13 protein-coding genes and 3 pseudogenes are annotated in these 14,338 nt (G+C 60.4%); 7 read left to right on the forward strand and 9 right to left on the reverse strand.

Going from position 1 to position 14,338, the window contains the following annotated elements; translation table 11 throughout:
* Window positions 1-29 precede the first annotated feature (29 nt).
* Together NE851_RS00265 and NE851_RS00270 are read left to right on the forward strand one after the other, a co-directional pair.
* Entirely contained in the window at window positions 30-1,046 is a 1,017-nt protein-coding gene (locus NE851_RS00265; RefSeq protein ID WP_097622483.1) for a Gfo/Idh/MocA family oxidoreductase, read from the forward strand.
* A gap of 40 nt (window positions 1,047-1,086) precedes the next feature.
* Complete coding sequence (locus NE851_RS00270; RefSeq protein WP_164735888.1) at window positions 1,087-1,368, forward strand: MurR/RpiR family transcriptional regulator; 282 nt, start codon at window positions 1,087-1,089, stop codon at window positions 1,366-1,368.
* Window positions 1,369-1,449: 81 nt separating this feature from the next.
* On the opposite strand, the pseudogene NE851_RS00275 reads toward NE851_RS00270, so the two are convergent.
* Window positions 1,450-1,601, reverse strand: a pseudogene (locus NE851_RS00275) (gfo/Idh/MocA family oxidoreductase); the annotation flags it as partial.
* A 36-nt stretch (window positions 1,602-1,637) separates the two neighbouring features.
* A pseudogene (locus NE851_RS00280) lies at window positions 1,638-1,986 on the reverse strand (sugar phosphate isomerase/epimerase); the annotation flags it as partial.
* Here NE851_RS00280 and NE851_RS00285 point away from each other — a divergent pair.
* Together NE851_RS00285 and NE851_RS00290 are read left to right on the forward strand one after the other, a co-directional pair.
* Window positions 1,980-2,066, forward strand: a pseudogene (locus NE851_RS00285) (AbrB/MazE/SpoVT family DNA-binding domain-containing protein); the annotation flags it as partial. The pseudogenes NE851_RS00280 and NE851_RS00285 sit on opposite strands and share 7 nt — an antisense overlap.
* Window positions 2,063-2,461 (forward strand): type II toxin-antitoxin system VapC family toxin, encoded by a 399-nt coding sequence (locus NE851_RS00290; protein ID WP_097622485.1) that lies wholly within the window; start codon window positions 2,063-2,065, stop codon window positions 2,459-2,461. The pseudogene NE851_RS00285 and the gene NE851_RS00290, both read left to right, overlap by 4 nt.
* A gap of 82 nt (window positions 2,462-2,543) precedes the next feature.
* Here the strand turns inward: NE851_RS00290 and NE851_RS00295 are convergent, their stop codons facing one another.
* The 5 genes from NE851_RS00295 to NE851_RS00315 form a co-directional block, all read right to left on the reverse strand.
* A complete protein-coding gene (locus NE851_RS00295; protein ID WP_097622486.1) occupies window positions 2,544-3,521 on the reverse strand; it encodes an ABC transporter ATP-binding protein in 978 nt (325 codons plus the stop codon).
* Between the two features lie 4 nt (window positions 3,522-3,525).
* A complete protein-coding gene (locus NE851_RS00300; RefSeq protein ID WP_097622487.1) occupies window positions 3,526-4,353 on the reverse strand; it encodes a carbohydrate ABC transporter permease in 828 nt (275 codons plus the stop codon).
* Entirely contained in the window at window positions 4,350-5,228 is an 879-nt protein-coding gene (locus NE851_RS00305) for a carbohydrate ABC transporter permease (protein WP_097622488.1), read from the reverse strand. Before NE851_RS00305 ends, NE851_RS00300 begins: the two co-directional genes overlap by 4 nt.
* A gap of 66 nt (window positions 5,229-5,294) precedes the next feature.
* Window positions 5,295-6,578: an ABC transporter substrate-binding protein gene (locus NE851_RS00310; RefSeq protein ID WP_047612371.1), complete on the reverse strand. Its 1,284-nt coding sequence runs from the start codon at window positions 6,576-6,578 to the stop codon at window positions 5,295-5,297.
* A gap of 37 nt (window positions 6,579-6,615) precedes the next feature.
* Entirely contained in the window at window positions 6,616-8,937 is a 2,322-nt protein-coding gene (locus NE851_RS00315) for an alpha-L-rhamnosidase (RefSeq protein WP_127429922.1), read from the reverse strand.
* Window positions 8,938-9,080: 143 nt separating this feature from the next.
* On the opposite strand from NE851_RS00315, the gene NE851_RS00320 reads away from it, so the two are divergent.
* Window positions 9,081-10,142, forward strand: coding sequence for a LacI family DNA-binding transcriptional regulator (locus NE851_RS00320; RefSeq protein WP_183907666.1), 1,062 nt, complete (start codon window positions 9,081-9,083; stop codon window positions 10,140-10,142).
* A 112-nt stretch (window positions 10,143-10,254) separates the two neighbouring features.
* On the opposite strand, the gene NE851_RS00325 is transcribed toward NE851_RS00320, so the two are convergent.
* Window positions 10,255-11,166, reverse strand: coding sequence for a dihydrodipicolinate synthase family protein (locus NE851_RS00325; protein WP_097595479.1), 912 nt, complete (start codon window positions 11,164-11,166; stop codon window positions 10,255-10,257).
* A gap of 148 nt (window positions 11,167-11,314) precedes the next feature.
* Between NE851_RS00325 and NE851_RS00330 the strand changes: the two genes are divergently transcribed.
* Window positions 11,315-12,019 carry a GntR family transcriptional regulator gene (locus tag NE851_RS00330; protein WP_127429923.1) on the forward strand — a complete coding sequence of 235 codons (705 nt, stop codon included), beginning with the start codon at window positions 11,315-11,317 and terminating at the stop codon, window positions 12,017-12,019.
* A 117-nt stretch (window positions 12,020-12,136) separates the two neighbouring features.
* Window positions 12,137-12,877, forward strand: a complete 741-nt coding sequence (locus NE851_RS00335; RefSeq protein ID WP_063475873.1) for a DUF4231 domain-containing protein — start codon at window positions 12,137-12,139, stop codon at window positions 12,875-12,877.
* Between the two features lie 87 nt (window positions 12,878-12,964).
* Here the strand turns inward: NE851_RS00335 and NE851_RS00340 are convergent, their stop codons facing one another.
* Window positions 12,965-14,302, reverse strand: a complete 1,338-nt coding sequence (locus tag NE851_RS00340) for an alpha-L-fucosidase (RefSeq protein ID WP_097622492.1) — start codon at window positions 14,300-14,302, stop codon at window positions 12,965-12,967.
* Window positions 14,303-14,338: the final 36 nt, after the last annotated feature.

The raw sequence follows: 14,338 nt of genomic DNA on the forward strand, positions 1-14,338 counted from the left end.
TTCAAGTCTCCCAAAACAGGAACAAGACAATGCCTAAGAAACCCGTCAACATCGGCCTCATCGGAGCCGGCCGCATCGGCTCCTTCCATGGCGAGACCGTCGCCCGTCGTCTGGTCGATGCCGAACTCGTCGCCATTGCCGACCCGGCTCCCGGTGCCGCCGCAAACCTAGCCGCCAAGCTTGACGTCGACGCCTCCTATACTGATGTCGCCGAGCTGCTCGCCCATCCAGGCCTCGACGCCGTGATCATCGCCACGCCCGCCCGCTTCCACACCAATGTCGTCGTTCAGGCGGCGGAGGCCGGAAAGGCCGTGTTTTGCGAGAAGCCGATGGCTCTTACCCTCGAAGACGCCGAGCGTGCCGTTGCCGCCGCCAAGTCGGCTGGCGTCCCTCTCCAGGTCGGCTTCAATCGACGCTGGGATCAGGCTTTCGCCGAAGGCCGGGCAGCAATCGACGCCGGGAAGGTCGGTACTCCCCAGCTCATCCGCTCGCTTACCCGTGATCCCGGCCCGTTCGGTGCCGATCCGGACCGCATTCCCCTCTGGACCATCTTCTACGAGACCCTGATCCACGACTTCGACACGCTGCTGTGGCTGAACCCCGGTGCGAAGGTCACCGAGGTCTACGCCGTTGGCGACGCGTTGGTCCGCCCGGACGCCAAGGACGAAGGATTTCTCGATACCGCCGTCGTCACCATCCGGTTCGACAACGGCTCCGTGGCCGTGGCGGAAGCCAACTTCTGCGCCATGTATGGCTATGACATCCGCGGCGAGGTGTTCGGCTCAGGCGGCATGATCACCATGGGAGACGTCCGCCGCTCCAGCATGACCATGTTCGATAAGGACGGCGTGTCCAACGACACATGGCGTCGCGACACCGACCACTTCATCCACGGCTATACCGCCCAACTCGCCTCGTTCGCGAAGACGGTTCGCGAAGGCAAGCTCTCCGGAGGTGCGACGGGGCACGACGCCCGCCAGGCGCTGGCGATCGCGCTCGCTTGCATCGAGTCGGTCCAGAAGAACGCCCCCGTGCCCGTGAAGTGATGTCAACGAACTCGGCCGCGATCAATCCGGAGCTATGGACATGATTGACATAGAGCGATCGGCGCGGCCGACGACAATCAAGGACCTCAAAGGTCTGGTAGTATCCCGGACAGTGGTCCTGCCGGATCAACTTAAAAAGGTTGCACAGTTCGCGTTCGAGCGTCCCGAGGAAATGGCCTTCGGCACCATCAAGTCGATCTCCGTCTCGTGTGGGGTCGCACCGCAGACGGTTCTGCGCCTTGCACATGCGTTCGGTTTCAATTGCTTCCGAGACTTCAAGGCACTATTCCGAGCACATCTTCGGAATATCGCAATAGACTGAGGTAGTGTGTTGGCATTCATCGAGCTATTGCCGCGTGCGCGGAAGGAGCTCCAGCCATCACCGCCGAGAATGGATGTGTAAGACGGGAATGTCGCTCAGGTCGGCTCGAACACGAGAGATCGTCTCGGGCGCGCGGGCGACGACACCCGCCAGTTCCACGCCCTTGCCGCTTGGATGAACGGAGCATGGAAATGCTGCCCTCGGGTTCCATAGCCGACGAGTCCTAAGCGCATCGTCTCAAACTTCCAGCGCCGCGCAATCGTTGCTCGTCAAATCGCCTGCGGTGCGTAGTCGCTCGGCTCCGTCGGAGCGACGGCTTGGAGAAGGTTGACGGAACGAACCAGACCTTCCGTGCTCGACAGTTATGACGTCCTCGTGCGCGATCGACAGCCAGCCGTAATCGTTCATGCTGAGACGGTAGCAGAACTCGCGCTAGCAGCTCTCGCCGTGGCCGTAGCAGAGCTTGATGTAGCTCCACGAGGGAGCGGCGATGTTCACGATCGAGCCGCTCTGCAACCGGCTCGTCGTCGCCTGGACAGATGCGTTGAGAAACGTGTCCTTGGCATGAAAGTGATAAACGGCCTCGCCGAGGGCGTCGATCGCGGCAAGAGGGCCGGCGTGCTGGCAAGCCGAAAAAGCCGTTGACCAACGAAGAGATAAACGAAATCGCAGCTTCAGGCTGGGCCGGCGAGGAATGAAAGTTTCAGTGGATACCAACATTCTTGTTCGGGCCGTCCTGCAGGACGATGCCGAGCAGGGAAAGTCAGCGGCAAAACTCCTCAAGGAAGCATCGCTGATTGCGGTTTCGCTGTCGAGCCTATGCGAGCTGGCTTGGATACTGCATCGAGGCGCCAAGCTATCGAAGGAAGATGTTGCCCAGACGGTTCACGACCTGCTCAACGCGGGCAATGTGGCAATGAACCGCCCTGCGGTCGAAGCAGGACTGGAGATGTTGGAAGCGGGTGGCGATTTCGCAGATGGCGTGATTGCCCATGAAGGAGCATGGCTTGGCGGCGAGACCGTCGTGTCTTTCGACAAGCAGGCCGTCGAACTGCTAGTCCGCCAAGGCCAACCCGCGCGACTTCTCGCCTGACACTCCACAGACTTTTCAGCGAGATGTTGGCCGGCGCTTTTCGTCTGACACTCAATTGGATCGATGCCAAGCGGCGCGCGCCTCAGAACCGATGCTCCGCTCCCTCGACCGGATTTGCCCAGACCGTCATACCGGGCGCAAACGGAGTCTCGCCTTCGGCGCGAACGACCATCTCGCCGAGTTCGGGGACCTCGAGGTAGAGGATCGCGTCGGCACCAAGCCGCTCCAGATGCCGGATCCTGCCCTGCCATTGTCCGGCGCCTTGCGAAAGCCTGATATGTTCGGGGCGGATGCCGTAGGTCGTGCAGTTCAATCGCCGTGCCGTCTCGCCGCCGTACAGGTTCATCTTCGGGCTGCCGATGAAGCCGGCGACGAAGGGTGTCGTGGGGTTACGGTAGAGCTCCATCGGACTGCCGATCTGCTCGACCACCCCGCCATTCAGGACGACGATCTTGTCTGCCATCGTCATCGCTTCGACCTGGTCGTGGGTGACATAGATCATCGTCGATTTCAGCCGGGCGTGCAGATCTGATATTTCAAGGCGCATCTGGGCTCGGAGCGAAGCGTCGAGATTGGAGAGCGGCTCGTCGAACAGGAAGACCTTGGGATCGCGGATGATCGCCCGGCCGATGGCAACGCGCTGCCTCTGGCCGCCGGAGAGGGCTTTCGGTTTTCTCTCCAAGAGCTGGGTGAGCTGCAGCGTTTCCGCCGTCGCCGCGACCTTGGCGGCGATTTCCGCCTTCGGACGGTGGGCGAGCGAAAGGCCGAAGCCGATATTTTCGGCGACGGTCATATGCGGGTAGAGCGCGTAGCTCTGGAACACCATGGCAATGCCGCGTTCGGAGGGCTCGGCATAGGTCACGTCCTTGCCGCCGATGGTCAACGTGCCTGAGGTCGTGTCTTCCAGGCCGGCGATGATGCGCAGCAGCGTCGACTTCCCGCATCCTGACGGACCGACGAACACCACGAACTCGCCGGAGGCAACCTCGAGATCAACCCCTTTGATGACTTCGAGGGCGCCAAAGCTCTTGCGAACCTGTTTCAGAGTGAGCTCAGCCATTTTGCTACCCCTTTACGCCGCCGGCCGTCATACCCGCGACGATCTGCCGGTTGAAGAAGATGAAGACGATCAGCGGCGGGATCGTCACGAGGAGGATGTTCATGAAGAGCAGATTGTACTGGCTCGTATACATGCTCTGGAAATTATAGAGCGTCAGCTGCACCGTGACGTTCTCCTTGCCGGGAAGGTAGTAGAGCGGATTGGTGAAATCGTTGAAGATCGCGATTGACTGCACGACGACATTGGTCACGGTCACCGGTTTCAGAAGCGGCAGGACCACTCTGAAAAAAATCTGCCGGGGTTTGGCGCCGTCGATCAGCGCCGCCTCATCGAGATCGCGCGGTATGGTCGAGATGAATGACCGATAAAGCAATACTGAAAACGAGAGATTATAGGCGACCTGGATCAGGATCATCCCGGTCATGGTCTTGAACAGGCCGATATCCTGCAACAGGCCGATGGTGGGCACCACGGCCGGCGGCATCATCAGGCCCATGAAGAGGGCAATAGAGGCCACCCTGTTCCAGACGGTCTTGCGGCGCTGCATGACATATCCGACCATCGCCGACAGCAGGATCAGGATGGTGACCGAGACGACCGTGATCAGGGTGGAGTTGAAATAGGCAAGCGCAAGCTGATAGTCGCGAGCCTTGAAGACGGCCACCAGATTATCCCAGAACAGCCAATGCTCGGGCAATTCGAAATCGAGCCGGGACGCTTCGGATTTCGATTTGACCGCCTGGAGAGCGACGAAGGCGAACGGCATGACGAAAATCACGGTAGCCACCGCAAGGGCTATCGCGCCGGTCACATAAGGGCGGACGTTTCTCATTCCCCGACCTCGCGCCGGTTGAACCACAGGGTGAAGGGCAGGATGATTGCAGCGATCAGCGCAAACAGGATGACGTTTCCGGCCGTCGACAGGCCATAGAAACCCGCCTGGTATTGCTTGTAGATGACCGAGGCGATCACGTCGGAGGAGAAACCGGGCCCGCCGCGGGTCATGGCCCAGATCAGATCGAAGGAACGGAGCCCGCCGATCAGCGACAATGTCACCACGATGACGGTGGCCGGACGCACGAGCGGCAGAGTGATCCGGGAAAATTGCTGGAGACGCGTGGCGCCGTCAATTCTCGCCGCCTCGTAATAATCGGGGCTGATTGCGGCAAGACCGGCGATGAAGATCAGGGTGGCGAGGCCGACACCCTTCCAGACATCGACCAGAGCCACCGAAAAAAGCGCGAGCGCCGGATTGGTGAGCCATCCAGGTCCCGGAATGCCGAGCGTCTCGAGCGTGACATTGATGATGCCCTTGGTCGGATGCATCATCACCGTGAAGGTGATGCCAATGCCGATCGTCGAGACCAGGACGGGGAAGAAGACCAGCGTGCGCAGAAAACCGCGGGCGAAGATATTGCTGGTGAGCAGCACGGCCAGCAGCAGTCCGCAGACCGTCTTCAGGCCGGAGGTCGTCACGGCGTAGATCAGCGTGTTGACGAGCCCTTTGACCAGAAACGGTTCGGAAAAGAATTGCCGAAAGTTTTCAAGCCCGATGAATTCGGCCGTCGAAAGATCCCAGCGCGTCAGGCTGAACCAGAGAGACGATATCGTCGGAAACAGAAACAGCACGCCGTAGATGACGGCGGCGGGAATGAAAAACCAGAGCGGGTAGGGCGATTTGCGCGAGCGGCGGCGTGTCTCGGTCATCTCAATCTCTTCGATCGGGTGGAGCCTCGCTCCGTCAGGAGCGAGGATAACTGGCCCGAAAGACCGCTACCAGTTGGGCAGGCCGAGCTGCTTGGCCTGCTTGCGGACATCGTCGTCGTAGAGTTTCGCTGCCTCGGCGGGCTGGCGAATGCCGGAGCCGACCTCGACGGTGATCTGCTCGAGAGCCGGTCCCTTGATCGGCGAAACGAATTCCAGCGCTGGCGTCGTCTTGTCCTTGGCCTCGAAATAGGGGAGCATGTCCTTGATCGCAGGCGGTACGCTAGCTGGCAGGTCGCAGCCGTCGATCAGGGAAGGCCCCTGAACGGCGTTGGTTTCCACCATGATCTTGCAGGCCTCGACGCTTCCCGCGAAATCGACGAATTTCCGTGCTTCCTCGGCGTGCTGGCTGGTCACCGGAATGTAAAGGGCTGGCGGCATCCAGACCGTCAAGCCGTTGGTCGCAGCGTCGTCGCTCGGCTGCGCGAAAAAGCCGACATCGTTGAGGTTGTCCGGATAATTCTGTTTGAGGGCGCCGACCGCGAAGCTCAGCATCGGATAATGCGCCGCCTCGCCGGTTGCGACCATTCTCAGGCCATCGTCGTAGCTTGCCGCGCCAAAATCTTCGTTCATCAGACCGGCGTCGTGAACGTCCTTCAGACGTTCGAAGCCCTTCAGGGCCGCAGGCGTCTCGGCGTATTTTGCCTTGTTGGCGGTATAGTCTGCGGCGAAGTTCGGCACGGCCGCATGCAGGTTGTAATAGTCAGCCAGAACGAACAGCTGCGAGGTCCAGGTGTCGCGATAGGTCTGCGCCACGGCGACCTTTCCGGCAGCTTTGACCTTCGCGTTGTTCGCCATGAAGTCGGCCCATGTCTTCGGGACGGAGAGGCCGAGGTCCTGGTAGATTTTCCTGTTGTAGAGGATCCCGCCTGCCATCGCCGTGCCGAAGGGAACGCCATAGAGCTTGCCATCGGCACGCACGACCGCTTTGAAACTTTCGTCGACCTTCGCTTGCGACGACAGGCCGCTCAGATCGACAAGCGTCTGCGTCGGTTTCAGCGCCTGTAAGAGCGAACCGGAATTGTAGAGAAACACATCGGACATCTCGCCGGTCGCCAGCCGCGTCTTGATGATGTTGTCGCCTTCGCCGCCACCGGCCCGCGGCTCGATTTCGATCGTCACGTCGGGTGCCTTTGCCTGATAGGCGGCAACCAGTGCCTCGGCCGCCGCGACTGTGTCCGGGTTATTGTCGATCAGGAATGACAGCGTGACTTCCGCATGCGACGGACCGGCCGCGACCAATGCCAAAAGCGCGGACGTGCCGGCAAGAATGAGCTTTATCCGATGTGTCATGACGTTCCTCCTCTGAACGGTGTGACGTGTATGCTCCTCAAGATTCGGGTAGGGAAAAGACCAGTCTGTGTGTTCCGGCGGGAAGAACGGCTTCCTCGGCCACAGGCGCTCCATTGAGCGACGGGTTTTGATGTCGCTTTCCGGGCCGGAAACGACCGATGCAGCCTTCCGGAAGCGTCAGCACATAGGTGACTTCGTTGCCGTTGCGCTGCCAGCCAACCTCGATGCGCCCTTGGCTCACGTCATGATGGGCTGAAACCGGCGAAAGGGACGGAATCGGTGCGGGATCGACGATCACCTCGGCGAATCCCGGTGCGCGCGGGCTCGGCGAAATCCCGGCGACGCTTTCGAACAGCCATTGGCAGACGGCGCCATAGGCATAGTGGTTGTAGCTGTTCATGTCGGGTTCGTAGATGGTGCCGTCGGGCGCCATGGAATCCCAGCGCTCCCAGATCGTCGTCGCTCCCTTCGAGACCTGATAGAGCCAGCCCGGTACATCTTCCTGCAGGAAGACCTTTTCGGCCAGATCGTCCATCCCAAGCTTCGTCAGCGCCGGCAGCAGGGCAGGCGTGCCGATGAAGCCGGTGCCGATCTTGTAGTCGGCATCGATGATCACCTGCCGGAAATGCTGCTGCGCGGCTTGCTTGTGCTCGGCCGGTATCAACTCGTGGAGGAAGGCGAGCGCATAGGACGTCTGGTCGTTATGCGCGAGCCGTCCCGATGGCGTGATGAATTCGTTGGTGAATGCCCGCCGGATCTCGTCGGCGCGGCTTTTCATTCGCTCTTCAAGCGCATGCTCGCCGAGCGTGGCTGCGATCCTTGCCAGAAGGTCGGTCGAGATGAAGTGGTAGAGCGTCGCCGCGCAATCGTCGGCGATCGTCGGGCGAGGCTTCCGGTTGTCGCCGACCGGCTGCAGCCAGTCGCCGAAGGTGAAGCCGCGGGCACCCCAATGCGACGGCGGGCGCACCAGCGGACCATCCGAGATCGACCAGACGAAATCGACCCAACGCACCATCGAATCCAGGCATTCCGCCAGGACTGCCCGGTCGCCGTAATGGGTATAGAGTACCCAGGGGATGACGACAATCGCGTCGCCCCAGCCGGTCGAGCCGGCATAGCCCGGGAAGTTGGCCGGATGCAGACGTGTCGGATCCGGCGAAAAATGCGAGACGGCGCCGTCCTCGCGCTGGTCGGCCATCACGTCGCGCAGATATTTCCTCAGGAAGGATTGGCTGTCGCTCAGCCAGCAAGCGGTTGCGGCAAATACCTGGGCGTCGCCCGTCCAGCCCAAACGTTCGTCGCGTTGCGGGCAATCGGTGGGTACTTCGACGAAATTGGCGCGCTGCGACCAGATGGTATTCTCGACGAGGCGATTGACCAGCGCATTGCCCGAGGTGAAACCGCCGGCCGGATCGGGGACCGACGAGATCGGGACGGATGCGATCGACAGGATCTTTGCGTCGCCTGTGATGGTCACTCGCGCATAACGGAAACCATGGAAGGTGAAATGCGGCGCGTAGGTTTCGTCGCCGTCGCCACGCAGCGTGTAGACGGTATGGGCGGCCGCCGTGCGATAGTTGCGATTATCGAAATGACGGCCGGGGCCGAGAACCTCCGAATGCTCCACCCGAATTTCGGCACCGGCGGTTCCGCGGACCGTATATCTGGCATAGCCGCCGACATTCTGGCCGAAATCGTAGACGGTCCTGCCGTTATCGTCGGTCCAGCTGTCAACCGGGGTGAGTGGCCGCAACTCGCGCACTGCAGCCGTTTCATGCGCGACAAGCAGCGCCCTGTCGAAGTCCAGCTTCTCGGTGCCATGGGTCTCGGCGTAATTTTCCTGGCGGGCATCATAGATTTCGCCGAAGTAGATCCCGGACTTCAGGATCGGCAGAAGACCGCTTCGCCATGTGGTGTCGGTGGAAAGAAGGTTGCCATCCGGTCCGAGCAGATCGGCGATGGCGCCGATCCTGTTGCCCCAGCAATTCGGGATCGCCTGGGCGCCCCACATCAAAGGCGACCGATACCATCCGTCGGCAAGCCAGATTTCGATGCGGTTCTGGCCCGGCTTGAGCAGATCCGAGACATCATATCGCTGATAGGCAAGGCGATCGTCGTAGTTGGTCCAGCCGGGTGTCAACAGGTCGTCGCCGACGCGAACGCCGTTGATGAAGCAGCGGTAGAGGCCAAGTGCGGAGATAAAGAGCTCGACGGGAAGCTTGGCGCCATCATGTTCAAAAGTCTTGGAGACGAAGCTTGCGGCCGTTCCCTGACCGCTATCCGATAGTGGCGCGATCATATCCCCGGACCAGGCACGCAAAACGAGGTTGCCGCTGATGGCTGCCGGCTGAAAGTTCATCAAGTCCTCCCGACGAGTTGTAGAACGTTCTCCATATAACGTTCTACATTTTCTTCGGAAGCGCAATAGAATTTTCGTTGCCAGTCTGTCATGGTGGTTCTGCGGGCGATGTTGGCGGCCCGCAGCCGCAAGTCAGAGATTTCATGTCAGTCGAAGAAAAACAAAAGCCGCAACGAAACGATCGCGTGACGATCCGGACCGTAGCAGCTCATGCAGGCGTATCGGTCGCAGCGGTTTCCAAGGTGATGCGAAATGCTTACGGCGTCAGTGACGCACTGCGCGCAAGGGTGATGGATGCCATCGAGGCCCTCGCATATCGCCCCTCGCGGGCGGCGCGCGGGCTGCGCGGCCGGAGTTTCACCATCGGTGTGCTCCTGATCGACATCCGCAATCCCTTTCTTCCGGAGGTGATTGCCGGCGTCAACGGGGTGCTGGCGCCCTCGCACTATCAGGCGATGATCGGCGTCAGCGATGCGCGCGTGCAACTGGAAACGTCGTTGATCGAGTCGATGATCGACTACAAGATGGATGGCCTTATCCTGGTTGCGCCGCGTTTGCCCTCGGAGATCCTGGCAAAATTCGCAGTCCAGATACCGATCGTCGCGGTCGGTTACCACGATGCCAACGCCACGGCTTTCGATACCATCAATGCAGACGATCAGCGCGGTGCGGAGATCGCCGTGGAAGCGCTTCTGGCCTGCGGCTATCGCGATATCGAAATGCTCAGCCTTGGCGAGCGCCAGGGGCACGCGGTCTCCGTGGTCCGCCAGCGTGAGATCGGGTTCCGCCGGGCCATGCAGCGTGGCGGGCTCGGCTCCTCGCCAGCGATCGGCAAAATTCCCATTGTTTCGCCAAAGCGGGAAGAGGCGATGCGAAAATTCCTATCGCGGAAAGACAGGCCGCGCGCCGTGTTCTGCTGGAGCGATCTCGACGCGATCACCCTTTTGAGCCTAGCGATGGAAATGGGTGTGCGCGTGCCCGAAGATCTCGCCGTCATCGGATACGACAACTCGTCCACGGCAGCCCTCGGTCTCGTCAATCTCGCAAGCATCGACCAGTCGGGCAGGGAACTCGGTCAGATCGCAACGCGAACCCTCATTTCCAGAATAGAAGGCCGCACAGCTGCCGAGCATATTTTCCAGATACCGTCGCTCGTCAGCCGAAACAGCCTGATCCGTTCCGGAAACTCCAAGAACACGAGATAGGAACGAAAGCCAGAAGGTCTGCCGCGGCCGGGCGACAACGGGCTCTCGCCCGAAAAGTAGCGAGAATGGAAAGACCGGCAACCGCTTGTCGGCGTTTGCCGGCCCCGTTGTCTCAGGCGGCCTGGCGGATCTTCGAGGGGCGCGTGGCCGCGGCCTTCTCCACCATCGCAGTAACTTCAGCGCGGCGGGCGCCAGAAAGCGGCAGGCGCGGCAGGCGGACACGCTCGGAGCCGCGGCCCATGATCTGCTCGGCGAGTTTGATCGACTGCACGAGATCATGTTCGGCATCGAGATGCAGGAGCGGCATGAACCAGCGATAGATCTTGCGGGCTTCTTCCCAGTCGCCGCGTTCGGCGGCAGCCACCAGCTGCACGGATTCCTCCGGGAAGGCGCTGGTGAGGCCGGAGACCCAGCCCTTGGCGCCGAGCATCAGGCCTTCGAGCGCAACGTCGTCGAGGCCGGCGAAGATGTCGAAACGATCGCCGAATTCATTGATGAGATCGGTGAAACGGCGCGGATCCGGCGCGCTTTCCTTGACCGCCTTGATATTCGGCACCTCGGCAAGCACCTTCAGCACATCGGCGCCGATATTGACGCGGTAGGCCGGCGGGTTGTTGTAGAGCATGATCGGCAGCGAGGTCGCCTCGGCGACGGTGCGGAAATGCGCGATCAGCTCTTCCGGCTTCGGCACATAGACCATGGCCGGCAGCAGCATCAGGCCATCGGCGCCGAGTTTTTCGGCGTCGCGGGCATAGGCGACGGCACGGCGCGTGTCGAATTCGGAGACGCCTGTCACAACGGGAACGCGGCCGTTGACGACCTCGACGGCGGCCTTCAGGATCGTGCGCTTCTCCTCGGGATCGAGCGAATTGTTCTCGCCGCAGGTGCCCATGACGATCAGCCCGTTGACGCCGTCGTTCACCAGCGCGTCCTGGACGCGCTGGGTCGCAGCCAGATCCACGGAAAGATCTTCGTTGAATTGTGTCGTTACGGCGGGAAATACGCCCTTCCATCCTGTTGTCATCGATCGACCTCCTTGAATTTGATTGCGTTATATACAAACTGTCGACAAGATTCAATCCGGCGCGATCCTAAAATTTGCAGGCGGAAGACTGCCGTTGCGGGAATCGGCCGAAACGCAATACAAGGCTCTCATGACAGCGGAGGCGCGGATGCAGAACGAGGCGGATAATGTGCGGGTGCGCGGTTCCGGCACGCAGAGCGTCTATATCACGCTGCGCCGGGAAATCCTGTCGATGGCGCTGGAGCCCGGCAGTCCGCTCGATGAAGTGCGGCTGTCTGAACGGTTCGGGATGTCGAGGACTCCCATTCGCGAGGCGCTGTTGCGGCTCGCCGCCGATGGGCTGGTCACGACCCTGCCGAACAGGAACACGATCGTCGCGACGATCGATTTCGCCAGCCTGCCCACCTATTTCGAGGCGTTGACGCTGATGTACCGGGTCACGACGCGCGGCGCCGCCCAGCGGCGTAACCCCGAAGTCATGAAGGTGATCCGGTCGCATCAGAGGGACTTCGCCGATGCCGTTGCCGCGCGCGACGCCTATGCGATGATCGAGGCGAACCGCGAATTTCACGTGGCGATCGCCGAACTGGCCGGCAATTCCTATTATACGGCCTTCTTCGCCAGGCTGCTCGACGAGGGCCGGCGCATTCTTCGCTTGTATTATTCGACCTTCGACGACCGCCTGCCGCGCCAATATGTCGACGAACATGAGGAGATGATCGCCGCGATCGAGGCCGGCGACGCCGAACGGGCCGATCAGCTGGCGATCGCTCACGCCGGGCAGATCGTCCGCCAGATCCAGGATTATATCGCTCGCGATCTCGACCGGCCGGTGGCAATCAGCATATCCTGAAGCAAGCGATAGAGCCGCCGGCGATCGCCTAATCAAGTATCATTAGTAAACGTTACTTGATTTTTCGTGTGTTGCAAGTTTGACTGTGGTCAAACCTCCAACCCCGAGGATAGGGTGATGGATTTGTTCAGGAAGAGGGACGATGACCCTGCTTTGCAGCAGCAAATGCCATTGCCATCACGATATAGAAATATATTAGGGATGCTTTCTATAGCGGTTGTTGTTTTATCTGTATTCTTGATATCGCTTGGCGCTTTAATTGAGGTTTTTGAGCCGGAATTTCCTCCGAACGTCATCCTCGACCAAATTCCCTTGAGCTACATCTCCTGGTTCATGATTACCTTCGGGATAACCATCGTTGTCATCAACGTGATTTTGGCAGCAAGACGGGAGTTTGCTCGAGAGAGAGCGGAAAGGATGCTTCCATCGGATACGGTGGAGATCAAAAGGCAGGCTTTGCGTGACCTGCGGACGCATCGAAACTGGTATGCGCGATCCTCCAGGGTCAACCAGTATCTCTGGAATTTTCTCACAATGGGGATCATCGTTCTGAGCGGCCTCTCTTCGTTGTTTTCGGCCTATGGCACGGCCGTTCCCCAATGGCTTCCTATGATGAGCTCGGCGCTCGCGGCGCTTTTCGGCACGATCATCGTTCAATTCCGCATCCGAGATGCCTGGCAATTGAGAGAGCAGGGAAGGATCGAAGCCGAGATGCTCGTCGCCGAGGCTCATCTCATTGACATAACGGATGAGCTTGAGACGCTCAAACAGGCCGTCGCTCTTAGAAAGCGCGCTCATGCGCTTGAAATGAAGCAGCTCAACCAGTTCTTCGTGGAGACTACCGCAGCCAATCCCTGAGCCCGTTGTCGGCATCCGGCGGCGGGACCGGCCGAGCCATTCTCCTGAGCGGGTATATGTCCGCTCAGGCAAGCTGGTCACCACCTTCTAATCCTGGACGCCTGGGGCACTCCCTGCCTTGAGCTTGACTTCGATGACCGGGACCACGATCTGAGGCCGGCGCACCGGCAGGACGAATGTCAGTTGATCCTCGCCGACGGGGAACTGGGTGTTTGCCCATAACGTATTGGCGGACGGGCGCAGCCAGGTGACCTCGCTGCCATCATGCAGGAATTGCGCATATTCGATCTTGCCCGCCAGCGCATCGAAATGCAGATGGCGATAGGGCCAGTTGAAGAGGTGGATATAGAGACGATCGCCATTCTGGGTCAGGCGGCAATCGGCCGGCGCGGTGAAGTCGGACTGGCTGCAGCCGACAATGCTGCGCTCGTGCAGCGCCATCCATTCCTCATAAGCGGCAAGGGCAGCTATCGCGCGGTGGTCGAGCGTGCCGCGCGCCGTCGGCCCGACATTCATCAGCAGATTGCCGCCCATGGCCACGGTGCCGACCAGCATCTGCACCAGTTGCTCCGTGCTTTTCCAGGTGTCCTCGTCGCGGTGATAACCCCAGGAGCCGCTGAGCGTGTGGCACGCTTCCCAGACGACGCGCTTGCCGTCGCGTAGCGGCCGGGCCCGCGGCATATATTGCTCCGGCGTGACGATATCGGGCTGCAGGCCGGCGAGATCGAGCCGGTTGTTGATGATGATATCAGGGGCGAGTTCGCGCACCAGGCGCACGAGTTTCTCGCTTTCCCAATCCTGATGGCCCTTTCCAACCAGTTCGCCGAGCTTCCACTGCGGATAGCTGAAATCGAACCACATGATGTCGATCTGGCCGAACTCGGTCAGCAACTCGCGCACCTGCTCGCGCATGAAGGCGGCATAGCGGCTGATATCCCGGCCTTCGTTGATTTTCAGCGCATCCGGATGATTGCGCTGCGGGTGGCGCGGATCGACCGTAAAGTCGGGATGATGCCAGTCGATCAGCGAATAGTAGAAGCCGATCCTCAGGCCCTCGGCGCGGAAGGCGTCGACGAAGGGGCGCAACAGATCTTTCCCATAAGGCGTGTTGGTCACCTTGAAGTCGGTGGCCTGGGTATCCCAGAGGCAGAAGCCTTCATGGTGCTTGGTGGTCAGCGCCACATATTTCATGCCGGCGGCTTTTGCGCGCCTCGCCCATTCGCGTGGGTCGTAGAGATCGGGATCGAAGTGATCGAAATATTTCTGGTAGTCGGCGTCGTTCAGTTCTTCGCGGCTCTTGACCCATTCATGGCGTGCCGGCAGCGCGTACAGCCCCCAATGCACGAACATGCCGAACCGGTCGTGAACGAACCAGGCCTTCTTCTCCTCAGGCAGGGCCAGTGACTGCAGATTGTCGATATCCATCGGATATTCCTCCCGTTCCAAACTTTAAGATTGGAG

Source organism: Rhizobium anhuiense bv. trifolii (genome assembly GCF_024346605.1).
GTDB lineage: Bacteria > Pseudomonadota > Alphaproteobacteria > Rhizobiales > Rhizobiaceae > Rhizobium > Rhizobium anhuiense.